Origin of the sequence: Rhizobium sp. NFACC06-2, from assembly GCF_900101425.1 — a bacterium.
GTDB lineage: Bacteria > Pseudomonadota > Alphaproteobacteria > Rhizobiales > Rhizobiaceae > Agrobacterium > Agrobacterium leguminum.
The window spans coordinates 157,784-177,204 of record NZ_FMVA01000012.1 but is presented as its reverse complement, the minus strand read 5'-3'; the positions used below and the strand labels follow the sequence as shown (position 1 = coordinate 177,204).

18 protein-coding genes and 1 pseudogene are annotated in these 19,421 nt (G+C 58.0%); 14 read left to right on the top strand and 5 right to left on the bottom strand.

What is annotated here, in order from left to right; translation table 11 throughout:
- Both F3H58_RS19970 and F3H58_RS19965 read left to right on the top strand, forming a co-directional pair.
- Nucleotides 1–188, top strand: a 188-nt coding sequence (locus F3H58_RS19970) for a DUF982 domain-containing protein (protein WP_149743447.1), incomplete at its 5' end; no start/stop codon positions are given.
- A gap of 10 nt (nt 189–198) precedes the next feature.
- Nucleotides 199–474, top strand: a complete 276-nt coding sequence (locus F3H58_RS19965; protein ID WP_149743446.1) for a hypothetical protein — start codon at nt 199–201, stop codon at nt 472–474.
- Nucleotides 475–732: 258 nt separating this feature from the next.
- Here the strand turns inward: F3H58_RS19965 and F3H58_RS19960 are convergent, their stop codons facing one another.
- Nucleotides 733–1,596 carry a LysR family transcriptional regulator gene (locus F3H58_RS19960; protein ID WP_149743445.1) on the bottom strand — a complete coding sequence of 288 codons (864 nt, stop codon included), beginning with the start codon at nt 1,594–1,596 and terminating at the stop codon, nt 733–735.
- A 134-nt stretch (nt 1,597–1,730) separates the two neighbouring features.
- On the opposite strand from F3H58_RS19960, the gene F3H58_RS19955 reads away from it, so the two are divergent.
- The 6 genes from F3H58_RS19955 (at nt 1,731) to F3H58_RS19930 (ending at nt 8,411) form a co-directional block, all read left to right on the top strand.
- Nucleotides 1,731–2,873 (top strand): alpha/beta hydrolase, encoded by a 1,143-nt coding sequence (locus F3H58_RS19955; protein ID WP_149743444.1) that lies wholly within the window; start codon nt 1,731–1,733, stop codon nt 2,871–2,873.
- 356 nt (nt 2,874–3,229) lie between these two features.
- Complete coding sequence (locus F3H58_RS19950) at nt 3,230–3,904, top strand: response regulator (protein WP_149743443.1); 675 nt, start codon at nt 3,230–3,232, stop codon at nt 3,902–3,904.
- Nucleotides 3,901–5,220, top strand: coding sequence for a sensor histidine kinase (locus tag F3H58_RS19945; RefSeq protein ID WP_149743442.1), 1,320 nt, complete (start codon nt 3,901–3,903; stop codon nt 5,218–5,220). Before F3H58_RS19950 ends, F3H58_RS19945 begins: the two co-directional genes overlap by 4 nt.
- A 40-nt stretch (nt 5,221–5,260) precedes the next feature.
- Nucleotides 5,261–5,590: a hypothetical protein gene (locus F3H58_RS19940; protein WP_149743441.1), complete on the top strand. Its 330-nt coding sequence runs from the start codon at nt 5,261–5,263 to the stop codon at nt 5,588–5,590.
- A 347-nt stretch (nt 5,591–5,937) separates the two neighbouring features.
- On the top strand, nt 5,938–6,252 hold the full coding sequence (locus F3H58_RS19935) for a hypothetical protein (RefSeq protein WP_149743440.1): 315 nt from the start codon (nt 5,938–5,940) through the stop codon (nt 6,250–6,252).
- A complete protein-coding gene (locus F3H58_RS19930; RefSeq protein WP_149743439.1) occupies nt 6,240–8,411 on the top strand; it encodes a prolyl oligopeptidase family serine peptidase in 2,172 nt (723 codons plus the stop codon). Before F3H58_RS19935 ends, F3H58_RS19930 begins: the two co-directional genes overlap by 13 nt.
- Before the next feature lie 343 nt (nt 8,412–8,754).
- Here the strand turns inward: F3H58_RS19930 and F3H58_RS19925 are convergent, their stop codons facing one another.
- The gene (locus F3H58_RS19925; protein WP_210246920.1) at nt 8,755–9,504 is read right to left on the bottom strand and encodes an SDR family NAD(P)-dependent oxidoreductase; all 750 of its coding nucleotides are present in this window, start codon (nt 9,502–9,504) and stop codon (nt 8,755–8,757) included.
- Between the two features lie 92 nt (nt 9,505–9,596).
- Between F3H58_RS19925 and F3H58_RS19920 the strand changes: the two genes are divergently transcribed.
- Nucleotides 9,597–9,938 carry a winged helix-turn-helix transcriptional regulator gene (locus F3H58_RS19920; RefSeq protein ID WP_149743456.1) on the top strand — a complete coding sequence of 114 codons (342 nt, stop codon included), beginning with the start codon at nt 9,597–9,599 and terminating at the stop codon, nt 9,936–9,938.
- A gap of 505 nt (nt 9,939–10,443) precedes the next feature.
- On the opposite strand, the pseudogene F3H58_RS19915 reads toward F3H58_RS19920, so the two are convergent.
- A pseudogene (locus F3H58_RS19915) lies at nt 10,444–10,754 on the bottom strand (transposase); the annotation flags it as partial.
- Nucleotides 10,755–10,935: 181 nt separating this feature from the next.
- Nucleotides 10,936–12,264: an NAD(P)/FAD-dependent oxidoreductase gene (locus F3H58_RS19910; protein WP_149743438.1), complete on the bottom strand. Its 1,329-nt coding sequence runs from the start codon at nt 12,262–12,264 to the stop codon at nt 10,936–10,938.
- 307 nt (nt 12,265–12,571) lie between these two features.
- Here F3H58_RS19910 and F3H58_RS19905 point away from each other — a divergent pair, with 307 nt between their 5' ends.
- On the top strand, nt 12,572–13,519 hold the full coding sequence (locus F3H58_RS19905) for a LysR family transcriptional regulator (RefSeq protein ID WP_149743437.1): 948 nt from the start codon (nt 12,572–12,574) through the stop codon (nt 13,517–13,519).
- 117 nt (nt 13,520–13,636) lie between these two features.
- Here F3H58_RS19905 and F3H58_RS19900 read toward each other — a convergent pair whose 3' ends face one another.
- Nucleotides 13,637–15,151 (bottom strand): ABC transporter substrate-binding protein, encoded by a 1,515-nt coding sequence (locus tag F3H58_RS19900; RefSeq protein WP_149743436.1) that lies wholly within the window; start codon nt 15,149–15,151, stop codon nt 13,637–13,639.
- Between the two features lie 357 nt (nt 15,152–15,508).
- On the opposite strand from F3H58_RS19900, the gene F3H58_RS19895 reads away from it, so the two are divergent.
- The 4 genes from F3H58_RS19895 to F3H58_RS19880 all read left to right on the top strand — a co-directional run bounded on the left by F3H58_RS19895 (nt 15,509) and on the right by F3H58_RS19880 (nt 19,400).
- A complete protein-coding gene (locus F3H58_RS19895) occupies nt 15,509–16,396 on the top strand; it encodes a LysR family transcriptional regulator (RefSeq protein WP_286169824.1) in 888 nt (295 codons plus the stop codon).
- 118 nt (nt 16,397–16,514) lie between these two features.
- Nucleotides 16,515–17,630, top strand: a complete 1,116-nt coding sequence (locus F3H58_RS19890; RefSeq protein WP_149743435.1) for an NAD(P)/FAD-dependent oxidoreductase — start codon at nt 16,515–16,517, stop codon at nt 17,628–17,630.
- Nucleotides 17,611–17,919, top strand: coding sequence for a (2Fe-2S)-binding protein (locus F3H58_RS19885; RefSeq protein ID WP_063947505.1), 309 nt, complete (start codon nt 17,611–17,613; stop codon nt 17,917–17,919). The genes F3H58_RS19890 and F3H58_RS19885 overlap by 20 nt, the downstream gene beginning before the upstream one ends.
- Entirely contained in the window at nt 17,916–19,400 is a 1,485-nt protein-coding gene (locus F3H58_RS19880; protein ID WP_149743434.1) for an NAD(P)/FAD-dependent oxidoreductase, read from the top strand. The genes F3H58_RS19885 and F3H58_RS19880 overlap by 4 nt, the downstream gene beginning before the upstream one ends.
- Nucleotides 19,401–19,421: the final 21 nt, after the last annotated feature.

Sequence of the window (19,421 nt, the reverse complement as noted above, 5' to 3'; positions counted from 1 at the left end):
CGTTGCGTGACACGGCACACTCGATGGCGCTGAAAGCCTGTAGTGCGGCACTGCGCGGCGAGATCGAAGCGGAGACCGCGCGCGGCCTATTCGCCGCCTTCGCTGAAAAGCATGATCTGCTGGCGCCGGAGAATGATGCCATCGCGGCATCGCACCTTCGGCGGGACAAAGATCCACACGTTCGATAGGAAGGCCGACATGCACGAGATGTTACAGCAGGCCGTGAGCAATGCCGCGGCGATGGGGCCGGCGATCCTGCTTCAGGGCATGCAGATTGAGCGGCCGATCGATGTCGTAAAAGCGACTGCTCTCACCGCACATGACAAGCGGACCATCCTGGCGGCATGGGCCTCGGATTTCTATTCGGTCGATTCGAAGCCGTTGTTCCGCCATATTCCCGGAACACCGGAGTCGGTTTCCATCGATGAGGTTCAGGCTGCCCTCCAAGAACTTGATCGACGCTACGGCTTCTGATCTCTGGCTTCTCAGGCAGCCTGTTTCATCGACTTCGCCAGCCGCTTGATGACGAAAGCTGGCCATCGCAATAATCCAGTCAGGCGCTCGTATTTTGGAGGAGCGCCGGCACTGTGCGGTGAAGAAAGTTCAGCTCACTCGCGCCGTCCTGCGAATAAGGGGGTCGCCGGTTCGATAGGGTTCAAGGTGATAAAGGACGAGTATGCAGTTTCGTGCCAAGCTCCTGACCAGCGACGCGCTGACCACTCTGGACGAATGCTATGTACGGCTCTTCAGTGAACCAATAAACGCGCGCAACGCCGCAGATTGATGACGGCGGCTGGGGAAGTAGATGTACAGTGCTTCCATCGGAGAGGACCATGAAGGCAGAACCCACGACAGGATTCCTCTATCGATGAGGTCTCTCACCATTGCGCTCGGGACGCTAACGATTCCAAGACCACGTGCTGCTAGGTCGATTTGCGAGGCAAGGTCGTGGACAACGGTTGCATCAGCGGGCGAGATTTGCATCCTGTCGTCCGCCGATACCAGCGTCCAGGGAATAATCGATCCCGTGATCTGGCTTCGGCACACAATCGCCCGGTGGTTCAGCAAGTCGCTCGGACCCGACGGCTTTGGCCGGTTCGCTAGATAGGCGGGCGCTGCGACCAAAATCGCCGCCGAGGGAGGCGCGATCTGGACGGCAACCATGTCCTTCTCAAGGTGGTTGCCGAAGCGTAGGCCGGCGTCGTAGCCCTGCTTCACGATGTCGACCAGACGCGCTTCGACAGCTATCTCCAGTTCCACCTCAGGGAACGCATCTTTGAACTCGACCAACGTGTCGGCGATCATCAGATCGAAGGGTGCCCGCGGCATGGTGAGACGCAAAGGACCAGCGGGGCGGCCACTCCGGCCTGTCGCGTCCTCCGCAGCTTGCCTGAGTTGTTCGACCGCCGGAGCGGCCGCGAGCAGATAGTCGTTGCCCACGTCTGTCAGGCTGACGCTACGCGTCGAGCGACGAAAGAGCGGCGTCCCAAGCCGCTTCTCAAGGCTCCCGATCGCCTGGCTGACCGCGGACGGCGAAATGCCCAGACGCCGGGCGGCCTCCGAGAAACTACCTGCTTCCGCCACGGCGAGGAACATGGCCACGCCATCAAGGGTGTCTCTGTATCGCAAAAAACTACCTTGAAGTTTTGCTTAAAGCCTCATGCAGGATTACCGCGCTTATCGCGCGCACTTGTCAAGCCTATCTGAAGTGCATGTGAAAGGAGATGAACATGGACTCCGTAAAATACCGCGCGCCCGATGCCGCCAAAACTGGATTAAAAAGACGGACAGTTCTCAAGGGATTGGGAGCCGTTGCGACCTTGCCGACAGGCGTGTGGGCGGCAACCTCGGCCGTCATTGCGTCCCGAACGTTTTCTACTCCCCGCCATACGACTCGTTATCTCGAATGCGGGCCGGTCGATGGACCGTTGATGATCTTTCTTCACGGCTGGCCTGAACTCAGCCTAATCTGGCGCGCGCAGATGGAGGCTTTGGCCTCCGATGGTTGGCGGTGCATCGCGCCCGACATGCGAGGATATGGCGGCTCGTCTGCACCGGCGGCACTCGACGCTTACACGAATGAGCAGGTTGTCAGGGACATGGCAGAGTTGCATGACCATTTCGGCGGTAAACCTGCGATCTGGGTCGGTCATGATTGGGGTAGCGTCATTGCCGCGTCATTGGTCGCGCACGAGCCCGCCCGCAGTCGCGGCGTCGTGCTGATCTCTGTTTCCTATTTCGCTGATGCGAACGCTTTACCTACCCTTGTCGCTTTGATCGACCGGACGATCTACCCGGCCAACGAGTATCCCGACGGGCAGTGGGACTATTACCGCTACTACACGACGCACTTCGAGGCCGCGGTCTCGGACCTCGACGCGGATAAGGCCGCATCACTGGCATCGATCTACCGCTCCGGCGATCCGACAAGCATGGGCAAGCCATCGGCAAATGCGTTGGTCACCCGTAAGGGCGGACGCTTCGGCGAGGCGCATCGCGCGCCCCCGATGAAGCCCGATCCGGCGCTTTGGCCCGGGGCTGATTTCGACGCCCTGGTCGAGGCGTTCGACGCCCATGGCTTTCGCCCACCCTGTGCGTGGTATTTGAACGACGCGGCCAATATCGCCTATGCCCGCCGCGCGCCGAACGGCGGTCAGATCTTGAAGCCCGTGATGTTCGTGAATGGCGAGTACGACCAGATCAACACCATCAACGGCAATCGCTATGGCGACCCGATGCGCGCGGCCTGTACAGACTTGACGATTGTAAATCTGCTCGGAGCACATTGGCTGCCGCTGGAGCGCAAGCGGGAACTTGTCCAGGCAATCCGAACGTGGCTGCAGGACAAGAACCTGTCTGCAACGCGACCGTGAGTTTGGTCACGTGACTTTGCCAGTGCATCCAAATCACGGCCGCTGACGTTGCCGCCGGTGTCGCGTTGTCAGGCGTGGCGCTCATGGTCCGGGCTCACCTACCCAGAAAGAGGGGTCCTCGCAGAGAAAGTGACCGCGTCACAGGATTGACGCTTCTAAGGGGAACTTAACTCGGCGGACTGCTGAACGGCGTAAAAATAGAACACCGACCCATCTGTGCAAAGATGCCGTACGATCAATTGCGTCACGCCAGGATTTTGCAATGTTGCGCCAATAAGAACAAAATGGGCAAACGGTTTATGGCGGAGATTGGCAGAATCCAATCCCCTCACCGATGGCGACGCGAGGTGTGATTGTTGAGAGTATTAATTGTCGAAGACGAAACAGAATTCGCAAATGCCTTACGGGTTGCGCTTGAGCGAGAGCGCTTCGTTGTCGATCAGGCGGACTGCATCTCGATGGCGCAGGAGGCAGCCATGTCTGGATCCTATGATCTCGTCTTGCTTGATCGTACTCTCCCGGATGGCGATGGGTTATCGCTCCTGCCAGTACTGCGGGAAACCCACCCCGGCCTTCCGGTGATCGTTTTAAGCGCACGCGGCGAGGTGACAGAGCGCATTGCCGGCCTCGACAACGGCGCTGATGATTATCTTATCAAACCGTTCGATGTCGACGAGATGCTTGCCCGCATTCGCGCGGTTCGAAGGCGTCCCGCAGATCTTGCGAGCGAGGAAATCCATGTCGGGGCGCTTGTTTTCGACGTCGCGAATGATGAGGCCAGCGTCGGGGGTGTGAGGCTGGATCTTACCCGCCGGGAGTTGCGCGTTTTAGCTTCGCTCGTAAAACGTCGTGGTAGAACGGTATTGAGAGAGGCCTTGGAACAGGCAGTTTTCGGTTTCGACGACGAAGTGCAGTCGAATACGCTGGACTCCCACATCTCGCGTCTCCGCCGCAAGCTCGCTGAAGCGAACGCGGGGATCGAAATCCATGCGATCAAGGGTGTCGGCTACCTGTTGAAGGGTCTGACATGAAGCGAGGTCAGCCGTCGCTAAAGCGCCCCCTGATCGTCAAGCCGCTGATCTTCCAGCTTGCGACATTGCTCATCGCCTGTACATTCTTCATGGCTTTGGCGCTTCGCATGGATAGCGGCGGGCTCTATACCGATGAGGCGATAACTCCGGTTATCGCGCGCGCGATCGTCCGGGATCAGGATGGTGGGCTCTCGATCCGCGAAACAGCCGAGCTTGCCGAGCTTCGAGAAAAATCGCCTGCCCTTTGGTTTGTCGCTGAGGACGATGCAGGCCAAAATGTGAGATTCGGCGACATCCCTTCGCAGTATGCATCGCTTCTGGGCCGATTGAAGGATCTGTCCTATGCGCATCTGCGCGATCGCAATCCCCCCTATCGGTTATCAGCGGTCATACGGCGCGAGATCGCTCCGGCCGGAACGCTCACGATCCTTGGACATGGCAAGCTGACAGGAGTCAGTCTTATCGTTCTGCTCGCGTCCAATGTCATTGTCATTCCCATCTTCCTCGCACTCGCGCTGATCTCGCTGTTCGTGACGCCCTGGATCGTGCGGCAAGCACTTGCCGGCGTATCCAGGATCGCCAGGGAAGCTGAACAGATCGACGCGAACCGGCGTGGGCGACGCCTGAGCGAGGAGCACGTGCCAAGTGAGATCGCGCCGTTGGTGCGTGCCGTGAACGACGCCCTTCGCCGGCTCGATGAGGGCTATGAACAGCAGCGGCGTTTCATCGCCTCCGCCGCGCACGAATTGCGCACGCCCATCGCCATCCTGCGCTTGAAAATTGATACAGCGACCGAACCAGCGACACGCAAGCTAAGCGCCGATGTGGCACGCCTGAGCAATCTTGCCGAGCAAATGCTTGACATACAGCGCTTGGATGCCGAACGGGCCGACGAACGCGTCGATCTTGGAGCTCTCGCCCGTCGCGTCGCGGCGGATCTGGCACCGCTATTTATTGCCTCGGTGCGCACAATAGAGGTGCAGATCGAAGGCGCGTCAGTGCTTCGCGGTGATGCGGGTGCGATCGAGCGGGCAATGACGAACCTTGTCCAGAACGCGATCGAGCACGGCGGGCACCATGTCATTTTGCGCGTGACAGGTTCCGGATTTGAGGTTGAAGACGATGGTCCGGGCATACCCCTTGAAGAGCGCGATCGCGTCTTTGAACCCTTCCACCGCCTGCGACCGCGTTCGACGGGCAGCGGCCTCGGCCTGAACTTGGTGCAGCAGATCATTGAACGACATGAGGGCAGAGTGTCCATCTTAAGCGCGCCCGGCGGCGGAACCATCGTGCGTGCCGATTTCGGCTCGCAGTGACGCATTTTCAACGCTGCGTACCAGACGTTATGGAGAACCTATGAACGAGAAGACTTGCACCTTGCCAACGCCCGAGCAACGGCAATTTCTCGAAATCCGCGAAGCCGCAGAGCACGCGATGCTGGAGACGGTTTTCAAAGCGATCGACGAGGCGGCAGCCGAAGTCGCGAAAAGACTCAAAGAGTCACGACTTCAGTTCGAGCCAACCAGCAGAGACTATTTCCTGTTCACGGTTCAGCAAGTTGCCTTCATTCGCCTCTGCGGCGGCGATCCGGAGACGATGCGAGGCGGCGATCCGGAGCTGGGTCAACGGATCGTCAACAATGGCCAGCATATCATTGACCATTACTGGCGAAGCGTTGAAGATTAGAATTCTCGGCTAGATATTCAGCCGATTGCTGGCACTCGGACCCTGCCAGATTTGCGTGTCTTTGCGCTGAAACGACTTTCTGGGGCGCGTTGAGTTCCTCTTGGCGAGCCGATCAATCCTCGACTCGGTTCGGAGTTGGATCGTTGAGCGCGCGACAGCCACGCTCGGCCGCCCGTGTGACTGAACGCTGCAGGATCGTACGATGCGAAGCATTTCCTGAAAGCATTTTATTCCCGGTCCCATGTTCTCGCAATCTTGCCCTGTTTTTCTAGCGCCATCGCCAATGATGGCGCCGAAAGGAAACCAAGGCCATGATACGACACAACCCTACCAGTCGGCATAGAGCTATGCTGATCGCGCTCGCCGCGCTTTTGAGCGCAGGTATCACCGACACTGCATCCGCTATCGATTGGGGCCGCGAAGCGCACCGGGAAGACAGCAGAACCTGCGAAAGTTTCGGCGCGGTTCACGGCAGGGAATACACGAGATGCATGATTGAACAGCAGCGCCGCCGCGACGATGCCTTATTCAACGCTTCCGAGCAGCAGCGCAACAATGCCGAAGCTGCGCGCAACAATGTGGAGACCGTCCGCAGGATGCGCTGCAACCGTGAAGCAGAGCGGGCGCGCCAACGCGGGGAGCGGCCACAATGGTGCCGTTGATCTCCCGGCGACGCTTCGGCAAAGCAATCTGCGCGCTTGCTGTTATGGCGGGCACGCAGAAAACTGGTTCGGCGGCAGAAGACAAGGCGAACGTTCCTTCACCGCATCCTGATGCCAAACCGATCGTTTATCCCCAGACAAGGCGCAAAGCAGTCGTTGAGACGCAGTTCGGTGTGTCGGTGCCCGATCCTTATCGGTGGCTCGAGGGTGATCCTCGCTCCGACACGGATGTCGCTTCCTGGATCGACGCGCAGCGGCGCTTCACGACGCAACATCTTTCCCACCTTCCTGCACGCGACGTGTTCCGCCGATCGCTCGTCTCGACCTTTGACTATGAACGCGTCGGCATCCCACAGAGGAGCGGGGGCCGCTATTTCTTTACGCGGAGAGCCGGGGGCCAGAACCAGCCCCTACTGGTCATGCGTGATGATGCCGGCCAAGAGCGCATTTTGCTTGATCCCGCGACATGGTCGACGGATGGCACCGTCACGTTCGCGGAATGGAGAGCATCACGAGATGGGGCATATGTGGCCTATGCCGTTCAGGACGGTGGCAGCGACTGGCGCACCATCCGCGTCCTCGATGTGGCAAACGGCAAGGAGACGAGCGACGTTGTGCAGTGGGCTCGCATGACACAGATAGCATGGGCGAATGACGGATCGGGATTTTATTACTCGCGATACCCGGAGCCAAAGCCCGAAGTTTCGGACACCACCGGCCTTATCAACCATGCGATCTACTTCCATCGGATCGGTGCGCCCCAGGCGGACGATACGCTGTTCTTCGCAACGCCGTCGAAGCCGGGGCGGGTCAATTCCGCTGGGCTCACTCCTGACGGCCGTTACATGATCATCTATTCGACCGACGACCTGGTTCACGCGGACGTCTCGGTGGTCGACCTGGAGCAGAGGGGCCAATCACCTCGAACTCTAATCGAAAATTCGACTGATCGGTGGTCTGTCATCGGCAATGTCGGGACAAAACTTCTGCTGGCGGCCACCAAGGGTCCGGAAAGATCGAAGATCGTCAGCGTTGATCTCGCCAGTTCGGAGCCCGTCTTCATCGACGTCGTGCCTGAGCAGGATGCTCACCTGACGGGCGCATACATCGCTGGCGATCGGATACTGGCGATCTATTTCGTCGATGTAAAATTTGAGATGCGCCGGTTCCGGCTCGATGGAAATCCCGACGGTGTCGTGAAACTGCCCGGCATGGGTAGCGTGCACGCTGTTTTTGGCGAACCGGGCAATCGAGAAGCCTTCATCCTCTATGGCAGCTTTAACCAAGCCGAGACGGTCTACAAATACGACGTTGAGAGCGGACAGCTGGTTGCCTGGGTAGAGCCCGCGATCAGCGCGGATCTGGCATTGGTCACTGTCGAACAGCGCTTCTTCCGTTCAAAGGATGGCACGCGCGTGCCGATGTTCATTGCGCGCCGGAAGGACACGGTCGGCCCGGTCCCGACCCTTCTGACCGGGTACGGCGCATTTGGGCTCATGATGCCACCGGCTTATTCCGCGATGCTGACGCCATGGATATTGCAGGGCGGCGCGGTCGCTTTCGCCAACATACGTGGCGGCGGCGAATACGGCACGACGTGGCACGAGGCAGGACGCGGCCTGAAGAAACAAAACGGCTTTGACGATATGATCGCCGCAGCCGAATATCTGCACGCGAGCAAGATAGCGCCGCCAAATGGGATTGCGATCTACGGCGATTCCGCCGGCGGCTTGATGGTCGGTGCGGTCGTCAACCAGCGTCCGGACCTGTTTGGGGCGGCTCTGCCAAGCGTCGGCGTCATGGACATGCTGCGCTTCGACAAGTTCACCGGCGGTGCATTATGGCTTGGCGAATACGGCAATCCTGCCCGCGAGGAGGACTTCCGCAATCTGCTGTCGTACTCGCCGTATCACAACGTCAAGCCGGGCAGGCACTATCCGGCGATCCTGGTAACGACGGGTGAAGCGGATAATCGCGTGGTGCCGGCCCATAGCTTCAAATATATCGCCGCGCTGCAGGCCCTTGATCTCGGGCCGCGCCCACGGCTGCTGCGGGTCGACACCGGGGCGGGCCACGGCATGGGCAAGCCGACGACCAAGGTAATCGAGGAGGCGGCTGACATGCTGGCGTTTGCAGCTCATTGGACGGGTCTCAAATAAGAAGGTAAGGACTGGCCCTAATACAGCATTGATGTGTTCGCACTTACGCGCCCCGGGGTAGAGCAATCAGCTCAAGCACGGCAGCACGAGGTGGGTGTTCCTTCCTGCATCGTGTGCAAGCTGATGAGAGACCTGCGGTCCCTCGACATTTGCTTCGGGAACACGGCGGCTGACCAATTTCCGCTGACGGTCCGATACGGCTAGCGCTCAAAAGCGCTAAGTCTACTTGCCCTCAACTGCTTCCGCCGCTTGCGACCAATGCAATTTCAAACGACGGGATTTTAGCTATCAGATTCTTGCCCCGAAGGGCCCCCAGGCAATCACGCTTGGGGGCTTCCAGATCCTAAACCTGCGCTGCGCCACCGTCAGCAAAGACTTCGCCGCCTGTCATAAAGCTACTATCTTCTGAGGCCAGAAAGAGGGCGACAGCCGCAATCTCTTCGGGATTTGCGACCCGACCGAGCGGAATCTGTGCCGCTAGACCTTGAAGCAGCGCAGACTCCTCTGCAGGTGTTACCAGACCCTTCAGACCAGGTGTCTCCGTGGCGCCGGGCGATAGTACGTTGACCCGGATACCCGACCCCTTAAGATCTAAGGCCCAGCTGCGGGCAAAGTTGCGGATTGCTGCCTTTGTGGCGCTATAGACGCTGAACGCTGCAGTTCCCATGGAGCCGGTTGTCGATCCGGTTAAGATGATCGATCCGCCCCTCTGCATAAGCGGAAGTGCTTTCTGCACGGTGAACAACGTACCTTTGACGTTGACGTTGAATGTCTGATCGAAAGACGCCTCGTCAATCGCGCCGAGCGGGGCGAACGTGCCTAAACCCGCATTAGCGAAGAGGATGTCAATTCGCCCGCTCTTCTCCCGCACCGTTTCAAACAACCGATCGAGATCGTCCAGCCGCGACACATCGCCCTGTACCGCCGTCACTCTAGCGCCAATAGACTCTACCGCCCTGTCAAGTTCCTCCTGACGGCGGCCGGTGATGAAGATTTCTGCGCCCTCCGCAACGAACCGCTTCGCTGTCGCCAGACCGATCCCACTGTTTCCGCCTGTGATGACGGCAATTTTGCCTTGAAGTCTGCCCATCATAGTTACCTTTCAGAATGTCATGCGAGATCAACATAGAAACCGACTTTCTTCTTTGCTAGTATGCACCTTTTGGTAAGTAGAGGGTGCTCATGATGGCTACGTCCAATTTCGTCTGCGGGCTCGACGCCTCACTCGCTGTCATTGGCGGAAAATGGAAGCCGTTGATCCTGTTTCACCTCGCTTACGAAGCTCGACGTTACGGCGACCTCAGGCGTGCTGTCGGTAACGTCAGCGACAAGATGCTCATCCAGCAGCTTAAAGAACTAGAGGCCGACGGGATTGTCGATCGGCATGACTTCAAGGAAATCCCGCCGAAAGTGGAATACTCACTCACGCCGTTCGGCGAGACGCTTGCCGAGGCGCTGAAGCCACTTTGTGCTTGGGGAACGCAGCATATGACCGAGGTTGGAAAACTGATGTCGCGGCGAACCTGAGGTGTCGAAGACCGTCTGATGCCATTAGCCAAGCGACCAATGCGGCGCAGTTGCATTAATGACCACTATCTGCAGTTATGATTATGTAGACGGTTTTTCGGTCCCATCCCCAATCAGTCGTGCGGTGAAACCAAGCTCTTGGTTGGCAGACGAACCTCGAACTGAGAAATTTTCGTAATGACGGTGTCGCCAGTTCGATTCCGCTCACATCAGGTTTTTTGTCAACGGTTCATTTTGCTGTCGTCGCAAAGCGTCCTTTTTTAGCGGATCCATGGTCTGAGCCAATCGCTTTACCGGCTTGCTATCGAGCCTGTACAACCTCACATACGGTCGCCGCTCCAGACGGCAGCACCATTTCCCGCTTTCGCGGGCGCGGGCTCAGGAGAACGGGACCAATCTCAAGACCGGCTCTTAGCCACACGGAATCCCGGTCCGTTCACCTGGATCCGTCAGGGCTGATCACACCCCGAGGATTTGAATTCTCGTATCACGGGTACTTCCCGCCTCAGGGAGTTTTCATGATTGCACCTTCGATCACGACGCCGGAGCTCACGTATTTCCACAGTGCAACGAGCAGCTTGCGAGCCAGTGCCACAATCATCGGCTTTTTCAAACGGCCGCCGTTTTGTGCGATACGCTTCTTAAACCAGCAAGATAGCGTTGAGGTCGGCTGGTGCCGTAACCACAGTCCTGCGAGCGCGACCATGGTTGCTCTTAGACGTGGATTTCCGGCTTTTGACACGCCCTGCTCGCGATTGACGTTACCGCTTTGCCAGGGAGAGGGGCAAGGCCTGCATACGATGCGATTGGGCGCCGCCGTTTTGCTTTCTGGCGAAGCGCAGCGCAGCATTCGAACAGGCCAATTAACTCACCTCCGCCACGGTGTGGCGAGACATCTTCCCGCTACAAGGCGACAGGCTATCACCAGCCGGGTCGACTTGCTTAATTCCAGGGAGATGAAAATTGCGCCGGGCAGCAAGGCTTAACGGCGTCGACGTCATATCCCACCGGGAGCCTGAATACGCGATCCGTCGAAAAATCGCGAATATCGGTAAGGATTGGGATCGGAGATCGGTACATCGCCCGTGATGATGTCAGCCGCCAAATGGCCAGCCGCGGGCCCGAGACCGAAACCATGCCCACTCAGACCAGCCGCTATGAAGAAACCAGGCAAGGAGGGCGCTTGAGAAATCACCGGCATCGCATCGGGCATCGTGTCGATCCAGGCACCCCAAGCCTGCGTGACTTCGACATTCCCAAGCGCTGGATAAATCGCCTTTGCTTTTTCGAGGGTCAAACTGACCATCTTTTTGTTGGGGGCAGGGTCCAACACGCGTACACGTTCGAACGGGGAGATTGAATCAAAGTTCCAGCGCATCAGCGCTTCCGGGCCCTCAAAGAATGAACGGCCCAGCCGAACACGAAGGGCTTTCATATGTTTTCGGAACATGGGAACAAACTGCGTTGCATAGCGGAGGCCCTGCGGCGTGATTTCAACCGTTCCGCGTCCGCTGAGCGCCATGGTGTAACTTCCATCCAAGCGGCGTGTCAGGGTGACTTCGGGGTTGTAAAAGCCGCCCTTGACGACGTCCGCGGTGGGTTTGGTTCGAAGCGTCGTCTGGCGGACGCCAGCCTGGGGCAGGTCTATGCCGTGCCGCCGGCAGAACATTGAAGCCCAGGCGCCACCGGCACACAGGACCATGTCGGCGCGGATCAGACCTTTTTCCGTAATAACCCCCGATACTCTCCCGCCGCTGATATCAAGGCCACGTGCGGCGCAGTCTTGAAGGATAACCGCGCCATTCTTGCGAGCGCCGTGTGCCAGGATCGGGGCGGCGCGGGAGGGCTCCGCTTTGCCATCGGTCGGCGAATAAACGCCGCCAATCCAATCCCTGGTGCTGCCGGGGGTCATTTCTTTTGCCTGTTTCGCTGTAAGCATATGGGTTTCGAAGTCGAACTGGCGCGCCACGTCCCGCCATCGCTCCCATTGCTCAACGTCGGCAGAGCGGGTTGACGCATAGATCAGCCCGTTACGCCGAAAGCCCAGATCCTCGCCAATCTCTTCACCAAGACGGTCCCAAAGCTGCATCCCTTTCATCGCAAGCGGAAGCTCACGGGCGTCGCGGTTCTGTTGTCTGCACCAGCCCCAGTTGCGGCCGGACTGCTCACCACCGATCCAGCCTTTTTCGACCAGCGCAACCCTGTAGTTCCGTTTGGACAGGAAGTAGGCGGCTGCACTTCCGACAATGCCGCCGCCAATCACGACGATATCGACCCTTTCGGGAAGCTTTTCGTCACTTTGGATCCGATGGACGATAGGGCTCATGCTTGAATTCTCCAACTCATTCTCAGGTCAGGCGACATTGAGGTCTCTAGCGTCGGGACGGGCGTCCGTGGCAGTCGCGCCATTTCATTCTCCGTCTCGCTGTCGCAGCGTCCCCTGACACTCCGTTCCGACATGCCAGGCAAAAGTAGTTCAACAAAGATGTGAGGCCGGATTGCAGCCACCAGATCCTGAATGAAACAGGGCAGGGGATTTGGGCGTCGGTTACGGCTTTCATATGCCTACACTAGCGAGCTTAGCGTTCAGATGCTATTTAACGGCTTTGTATATTGCGTTAAGTTGTCCCTTCATGATTACATCAACCGACCTCGAATTTTTTCGCATCGTCAGTACCGCACCGTCACTGGCAGCAGCGGCCAGGGCGCTTGACGTGACGCCGTCTGCGGTAACGCAGCGATTACAACAACTCGAACAGCGGCTGGGCGTTCGGCTGTTGGAGCGCACCAGTCGCCGGCTGCACCTCACCGCAGAAGGTCAACTCCTTGCGCGACGCGGCGTTGAAATCCTGACTAACATAGAGATAATGACAGAGGAGCTGCTGGAGCGCCGACAGGTTGTAACGGGGAATTTGCGGGTGGCCGCGCCCTTCGGGTTTGGCAGGCTCTATATTGCACCCGCGATGGCGGCGCTGCGGCAGCAGCATCCTGAGGTAAAGCTCACCCTGTCGCTGTTCGAAGATCCGGTAAGCCTGCGCAGCGATGCCTGGAATGTGCTAATTCATGTGGGCCCTCTGACGGACTCCAGCCTTATCGTTCATCGCCTTGCCCCGAACCGCCGCATCCTTTGTGCCGCGCCATCCTATCTCGAACGTAATGGAGTGCCCGAGCGGCCTGAAGCATTGAGCAACCATGCATGCGCCGTCATTCGGGAAGATCACGCCGACGTCACCTTGTGGCGCTTCAGCCACCGAGACCAACCGCCCCTGACGCTGCGTATTCAGCCGGCGATGAGCAGTAATGACGGCGCGGTTATCAAGCACTGGGGTCTGGCCGGGCTTGGAATCATCATCCGTTCAGAATGGGACGTCGCCGACGATTTTCGCGCCGGCCGTCTCGTTCCGCTCCTGACGGACTGGCAGTTGCCGGATGCCGATGTCGTCGCCCTGCTCGATAGCCGTGACGGGCGGGTCGCGCGCACGGCCCGGTTCCTGGAAATTTTGAAGCAGCAGTTTCAACCTGTGCCCTGGCGGACTTCGCATAACGGCGCGCCCGCCAACTTGCCCGGTGACGAAGAATGACCTGACGGGTCAATGCGCCGAGGCGAAACGTCGGACACCGCGCGGCGGAAGTACCGCGCGGTGTCCGACAAGTGATTGACTTGATTTCAAAGACATCGGCGCAAATTACAGGGCCAATCAATCAAGTGATAGGGTGGGGGTGAGTGTGTAGTAGTTCAGCGGGTGGGTTCTATAGTTTTTAATCTTCGGATTGTAGGCGTCGTAGGCGGTCTCGTTAACAAGGAACACCGTCACGGCCTCGTCTTGAATGGTCTGTGCGACCTCGCGGTAGAGCGCCGCACGCGCAGATGGATCTGCCAATCTGTACATTTCTTTCAATTTGGCATCCGTCGCAGGCGAGCAATAGTGAGACATGTTGAAGCTGCCGTCACAGCTGTAGTCTGCGTTCAGGTAACTCGCCGGTTCCGCTGCATCGACAAGGTAACCGCGGGACAGGAGCATCATATCGTAATTGCCGGAAAGTACATCGCGCTCGACCGCGTTATATTCGGCGGCCTTTATTCTGATCTGAATTCCAAGAGCGCCCAGTTGCTCCTGAATAACTGCCGCGACATCCTTGAACTCGGTACGGCTGGTGTAGGCGATGAGTTCGAGCTTGAGTGTCTCAGGTTTGACGCCGGCCTCTTCAAAAAGCGCCTTGGCTTTTTCCAGGTCGTAAGGAAGACTGGTTTCTTTCAACGCCCACGGGTCGCTTGGCACGAATGGTCCGATGGCGGGTTTCACAGCACCTTCGTAAATGGCGTCGGCGATGCCCGCCGTATCGATGGCTGCCTGGATTGCCTGACGGACCTTGAGGTTGTCAAAGGGAGCCCTCTTGTTGTTCATCAACATCATGGTAATGCGCGGTGCGTTCAACGCTTCGATCTTGATGCCGGGCGTATCCTTCAGACTGCCGACAACAAGCGGTGGAACAAGACGGATAAGGTCTGCCTCACCGGTTCTGATTTGTAGTGCGCGACTGTTTGCATCGGGGATGAACTTGATTTCTGCACCATCGAGTTTGGGTTTTCCGCCCCAGTAGTCATCGTTGCGCTTGACGATCATTCCCTGCCTCGGATCGACCTCGGTGATGATAAAGGGACCGGTGCAAGTGCCCATCGGATTTACTTTGCCGTCTTTGTAACCGGCCGGCGAAAGGATCGATGTCGCCGCGCTTGCCATTTGCAAGGGAACCATCACTGACGGTTCGTGCGTTGTCACGCGAACGACATTGTCACTGACCGGTTCTACCGATTTGATCTGCTTGGGCGAAAACGCGCGAGCGGGAACGGAGGCGGTCAAGAGATTGTTGAGGGCGTTGGCCACGTTCGCAGCATTGAGCGGCTGGCCGTCCTGAAATTTGACGTTCGCTCGCAACGTAAAATCCCAGGATGTGGGGGTCGTCTGCGCCCAGGATGTCGAAAGCGACGGCTGCAACTTGTTTTCATAGTCTGTACTGGTCAGCCCCTCAAAGCAACCCGCGCGCGTGCCAAGATTGGAATCGTCGGAGGACATCAGCCAGTCCGTCCGGACATTCCAGTAATCCACGATACGGATTGTATTGGGATCGGCGCTGTTCGCGGTTCCGCCCAATGTTGTCGCTCCAAAAAGGGCGATGGCCAAGATATTGATGTACTTGTTTCGAGTTCTCATTATTTCGTTCCCTTTTTTCATTATGCTGGTGAATTCACGCGTGCGTACGAAAATGGCCGGAGCTGCACTTGCAGATCTCTGATCCGGAATGTCCCTGCGGCAGGGCAGAAAATGGATTGCGTCTGGCAATAATGTCTCGATGAGTAATCGAGAGACTTCAAACTATCTCGTCCGTCATTAAGTCGCTATTTAGCAGGGTTGCACCTTGCATTAAGCCTGATCTGGATGATCATGCCTTTGTTTTGGCTGGAGCTTTTCAATTAAGGTACTTAATGATGGCATCATGAGGCGTGTGCGCGTGCGCGACGGGTTGAAGAGTTGCTACCGCGATCGAGCGACGGGCCGGGAAAATCTGGAATGGCTATACAATCACGACAGGTCGAGGCGTTTCGCGCTGTTATGCTAACGGGCAGCATGACCGCTGCAGCCGAGATGCTCGGCATCACGCAGCCGGCCATAAGCCGCCTGATCCGGGATTTCGAAGTCCAGTTAGCGTTGCGTCTCTTTGAAAGAAAAGGATATCAGTCCGTCCCGACGCCCGATGCCATCACCCTGTTTGAAGAGGTCAAGCGGTCATTTGTCGGTCTAGCGCGCATTTCGGATATGGCCCGGGCCATAAAAGCGAATTTGGCCGGCACTCTACGTATAGCCGCCATGCCCGTGCTGATGAGCGGCGCTCTGCCGCGTTTCGTGGCCGGCTTCATGCGCGACAGGCCAAACCTTCACATTTCGCTTGCAGGTCCGCCGTCACATCTTGTGCTTGAAGCAGTAACTTCCGGACAGGCCGATCTCGGCTATGCAGAGGGTCCGTTTGATCAGCCCGGTTTTGATATCGAAATCCTGAAGGTCGGGGCGGTCGTGATTATGCCAGCGCACCACCGGCTGGCCAGCCGGACCGTGGTTGACGCAGTCGATCTTGCCGGCGAGCCCATCGTCGGCACGGGCATGCACACTCTTTATCGGTCATGGGTTGATGCCGCTCTCGCCAATGTCCCACATCGGATTGTCGTCGAGGCGTCGCTATCCCAGATCGCCTGTCTGCTTGTCAGCGAGGGGGTCGGCCTCAGCGTTGTCAGTCCTTATGCTGCAGAGGAATTTCTCGGCCGTGGTCTGGTTGCGAAGACGTTTACACCCCGCATTGAGGCCGGCTTCATCTCGGTCCGTTCCCGACAACTTCCGATGTCCGCCCTCGCCAGCGCCTTCCATGCGGAGTTTTTAGCATATGCCCGTCGATGGGGCTCCTAAGCGCCGAATTTGGACCGCAGAAATATAACACCTTGTCATAAATGCATGTGGATTCGAGCGTTGACGTTATGACTCTGGAGTGGGAGCTTCCAAGCCTTGTCGTAGCCTGGATCAGAAAATGCGTGAGCCGGATGTCTTAGTCATTGGGGGCGGCCTTGTCGGGGCATGTATCGCCTGGGGTTTGGCCAGAAGAGGCTTGCGTGTCACGGTTCTGGATGAGGGCGATATTGCCTTTCGCGCAGCACGGGCAAACTTCGGCCATGTCTGGGTTCACGGCAAAGGCATCGGCAAGCCGGAATATTCAAACTGGACCCAAGCCTCGGCTCTACTATGGCCGGAACTCTCTGACGAATTGAAGCGCGAAACGGGCGTGGATCCGGGCTTTACCCGGCCAGGAGGCTTTTACCTTTGCCTGTCGCAAACCGAATTGCAGCGTCGGGTCAATGCAATGACGATGCTACAGGAACAGCCGGGTATCGAGCTCTATCCCTACGAGATACTGGATCATCGACAAACAGAGGCTCAACTGCCCGGCATTGGGGGCGATGTGGTGGGGTCAAGCTATTGCTCTCTGGATGGCCATACCAATCCACTGCGCCTTTATCGTGCCCTGCACACAGCTTTTCGCAATCTCGGTGGGACGTATCTGCCCAATTGTCACGTTGATCGGATCATCTGCGAGAAAAATGCATTCACGGTCGTCGGTCCCTGGGGATCAATAAGCGCAGGGCGCGTCGTTCTTGCTGCCGGCCTTGGCAACACCCGCCTGGCGCCCATGGTCGCCCTTAGCGTCCCGCTTGTACCAAGCCGCGGCCAGATCATCGTGACAGAGAAAACCATTCCTTTTCTCCACTATCCGGTCGCCAATATCCGCCAAACCGATGAAGGCGGTGTGATCATCGGCGAAAGCAAGGAAGCGACCATGGATCATTTACAGCCCCGCACTGCCATCAGCGCCGTGCTGGCGGAAAGAGCGACGAGGATGTTTCCCATACTCGGCGAACTTGATGTCGTGAGAGTATGGGCAGCATTCAGGGTTATCACATCAGACGGTTTCCCGATCTATGAACAGTCGAGCCGATATCCCGGCGCCTTTGCGGTGTCATGTCATTCCGGCGTAACACTCGCCGCCGGACACGCCTATACCCTCGCGGGCCACATTGCCCTTGGCGCATTTCCCTCCGCACTCACCCTTTTTTCCTCGGAGCGCTTCGATGTTTCGGCGACTGCCTGATCAGGAAGGTGAGGCTGTCGCCTTCACCTTCGATGGACGACCGCTGACCGCCCTACGTGGCGACAGCCTCGCTGCAGCTCTCGTCGCATCCGACATCGCGCACTTTCGGACCACGCCCGTTTCGGGAGTAGAGCGCGGACCGTACTGCATGATGGGCGTTTGCTTCGAATGCCTGGTGAGTATCAATGGCAGAAGCAACCGACAGGCCTGCCTGGTCACGGTTGAGGAAGGCATGCGTGTCGAAACGCAACGGGGAAAAGCTGTGTATCCGGAAAGGAAAGATACATGAGTCTGGGCCATTTGACCCGTATTGGAAGTTTTGAGGAGGTCTATGATCTCCTGATCGTCGGCGCTGGACCGGCGGGATTGAGCGCAGCGGTTACCGCCTCTGAACTCGGTCTCAAAGTGCTCCTATGCGATGAAAATGCCAGCCCTGGCGGTCAGATTTACCGCGGCGTCACGGAAGCAAGTTCGGCACAGAAGGCCCGTCTCGGTCGGGATTATGCTGCAGGCGCAAAACTAGTCGCCCGTTTCCTCGGGTCCTCCTCCTCCTATGCACCGCGAACAGCAGTCTGGAGCGTCCTCCCCCTCGGGGCCGGTGCAAGAGAAGGAACTGGTCTGGAGGTTGGCATATCGCTTGATGGCGCCGCTCGTCTGATCATGGTCCGAAATGTTATTCTGGCGACCGGGGCTCTTGAACGTCCGTTTCCGATTCCGGGCTGGACGCTGCCTGGCGTTATGACAGCGGGCGCGGCTCAGATCGCGCTCAAAACCTCAGGGCTTGTGCCAAACGGACGGACCATCCTCGCCGGAACGGGTCCGCTTCTTTATCTTCTTGCTTCCCAGTTGATCGATGCAGGGGCACCCATTGCCACGTTGATCGATACCACGCCAGCAGGCAATCGCAGACATGCCCTTTCATATGTCATCGATTTCGCGAGATCACCCTATGGCATGAAGGGCTTGAGGCTTTTCTCAAAGGTTCATCGACATGTTCGTGTCATTCATGACGCGCATACACTCGCGGCGCATGGACGCGACCGTCTGGATGAGGTGGTGATCACTCATCCAGGAGGGACGGAACGCCTTGCGGCTGATCTTCTCCTGTTGCACCAAGGCGTTGTTCCCAATCTCAATCTGTCGCTGGCGACAGGCTGCAATTATGGCTGGGATGAAACGCCGGCGACGTTTACCCCGGATATTGACGAATGGCGCATGACATCGATTCCGGGAGTTTTCATTGCCGGGGATGCAGGCGGGATTGTTGGTGCCGTGGCCTCGGCGTCACAGGGTGAAATAGCGGGGCTGTCGGTCGCTACGCGCATGGGCCGCCTCACAGAGGCACAGCGTGATGCACTTGCAGTGCCTGTAAGAGCAAGGCTTAAGAATGCACTTCGCGGCCGTGCGTTCATCGACACGCTTTTCAGGCCCGCCAAAGCTTTTCGCATTCCGGTGCATTCTGACACAATCGTGTGTCGGTGCGAAGAAGTCACGGCCGGCGGTATCCGTAACGCTGCATCCCTGGGCGTGGTAGGCCCCAATCAGATGAAGGCGTTCCTGCGCTGCGGAATGGGACCCTGTCAGGGCCGTCTCTGTGGTTTGACTGTTACGGAAATCCTTGCCGAGGAGCACGGAATTTCTCCGGCCGATGTGGGTTACTACAGGCTGCGGGCTCCTGTTAAGCCTGTAGCTCTGAAGGAACTGGCGGCGCTGCCCAAGACGGACGCCGCGGTGATGGCAGTGACGGGGTTCTTGGAAAAACAGGAGTGAACGCCATTGCTGAGCCCAACT

Bases quoted from the DNA above. Each gene is read 5' to 3' on its own strand.
- F3H58_RS19965 (WP_149743446.1), top strand. From the start codon at position 199: ATGCACGAGATGTTACAGCAGGCCGTGAGCAATGCCGCGGCGATGGGG.
- F3H58_RS19960 (WP_149743445.1), bottom strand. From the start codon at position 1,596: ATGTTCCTCGCCGTGGCGGAAGCAGGTAGTTTCTCGGAGGCCGCCCGG.
- F3H58_RS19955 (WP_149743444.1), top strand. From the start codon at position 1,731: ATGGACTCCGTAAAATACCGCGCGCCCGATGCCGCCAAAACTGGATTA.
- F3H58_RS19945 (WP_149743442.1), top strand. From the start codon at position 3,901: ATGAAGCGAGGTCAGCCGTCGCTAAAGCGCCCCCTGATCGTCAAGCCG.
- F3H58_RS19940 (WP_149743441.1), top strand. From the start codon at position 5,261: ATGAACGAGAAGACTTGCACCTTGCCAACGCCCGAGCAACGGCAATTT.
- F3H58_RS19935 (WP_149743440.1), top strand. From the start codon at position 5,938: ATGCTGATCGCGCTCGCCGCGCTTTTGAGCGCAGGTATCACCGACACT.
- F3H58_RS19930 (WP_149743439.1), top strand. From the start codon at position 6,240: ATGGTGCCGTTGATCTCCCGGCGACGCTTCGGCAAAGCAATCTGCGCG.
- F3H58_RS19925 (WP_210246920.1), bottom strand. From the start codon at position 9,504: ATGATGGGCAGACTTCAAGGCAAAATTGCCGTCATCACAGGCGGAAAC.
- F3H58_RS19920 (WP_149743456.1), top strand. From the start codon at position 9,597: ATGGCTACGTCCAATTTCGTCTGCGGGCTCGACGCCTCACTCGCTGTC.
- F3H58_RS19910 (WP_149743438.1), bottom strand. From the start codon at position 12,264: ATGAGCCCTATCGTCCATCGGATCCAAAGTGACGAAAAGCTTCCCGAA.
- F3H58_RS19905 (WP_149743437.1), top strand. From the start codon at position 12,572: ATGATTACATCAACCGACCTCGAATTTTTTCGCATCGTCAGTACCGCA.
- F3H58_RS19900 (WP_149743436.1), bottom strand. From the start codon at position 15,151: ATGAGAACTCGAAACAAGTACATCAATATCTTGGCCATCGCCCTTTTT.
- F3H58_RS19895 (WP_286169824.1), top strand. From the start codon at position 15,509: ATGGCTATACAATCACGACAGGTCGAGGCGTTTCGCGCTGTTATGCTA.
- F3H58_RS19890 (WP_149743435.1), top strand. From the start codon at position 16,515: ATGCGTGAGCCGGATGTCTTAGTCATTGGGGGCGGCCTTGTCGGGGCA.
- F3H58_RS19885 (WP_063947505.1), top strand. From the start codon at position 17,611: ATGTTTCGGCGACTGCCTGATCAGGAAGGTGAGGCTGTCGCCTTCACC.
- F3H58_RS19880 (WP_149743434.1), top strand. From the start codon at position 17,916: ATGAGTCTGGGCCATTTGACCCGTATTGGAAGTTTTGAGGAGGTCTAT.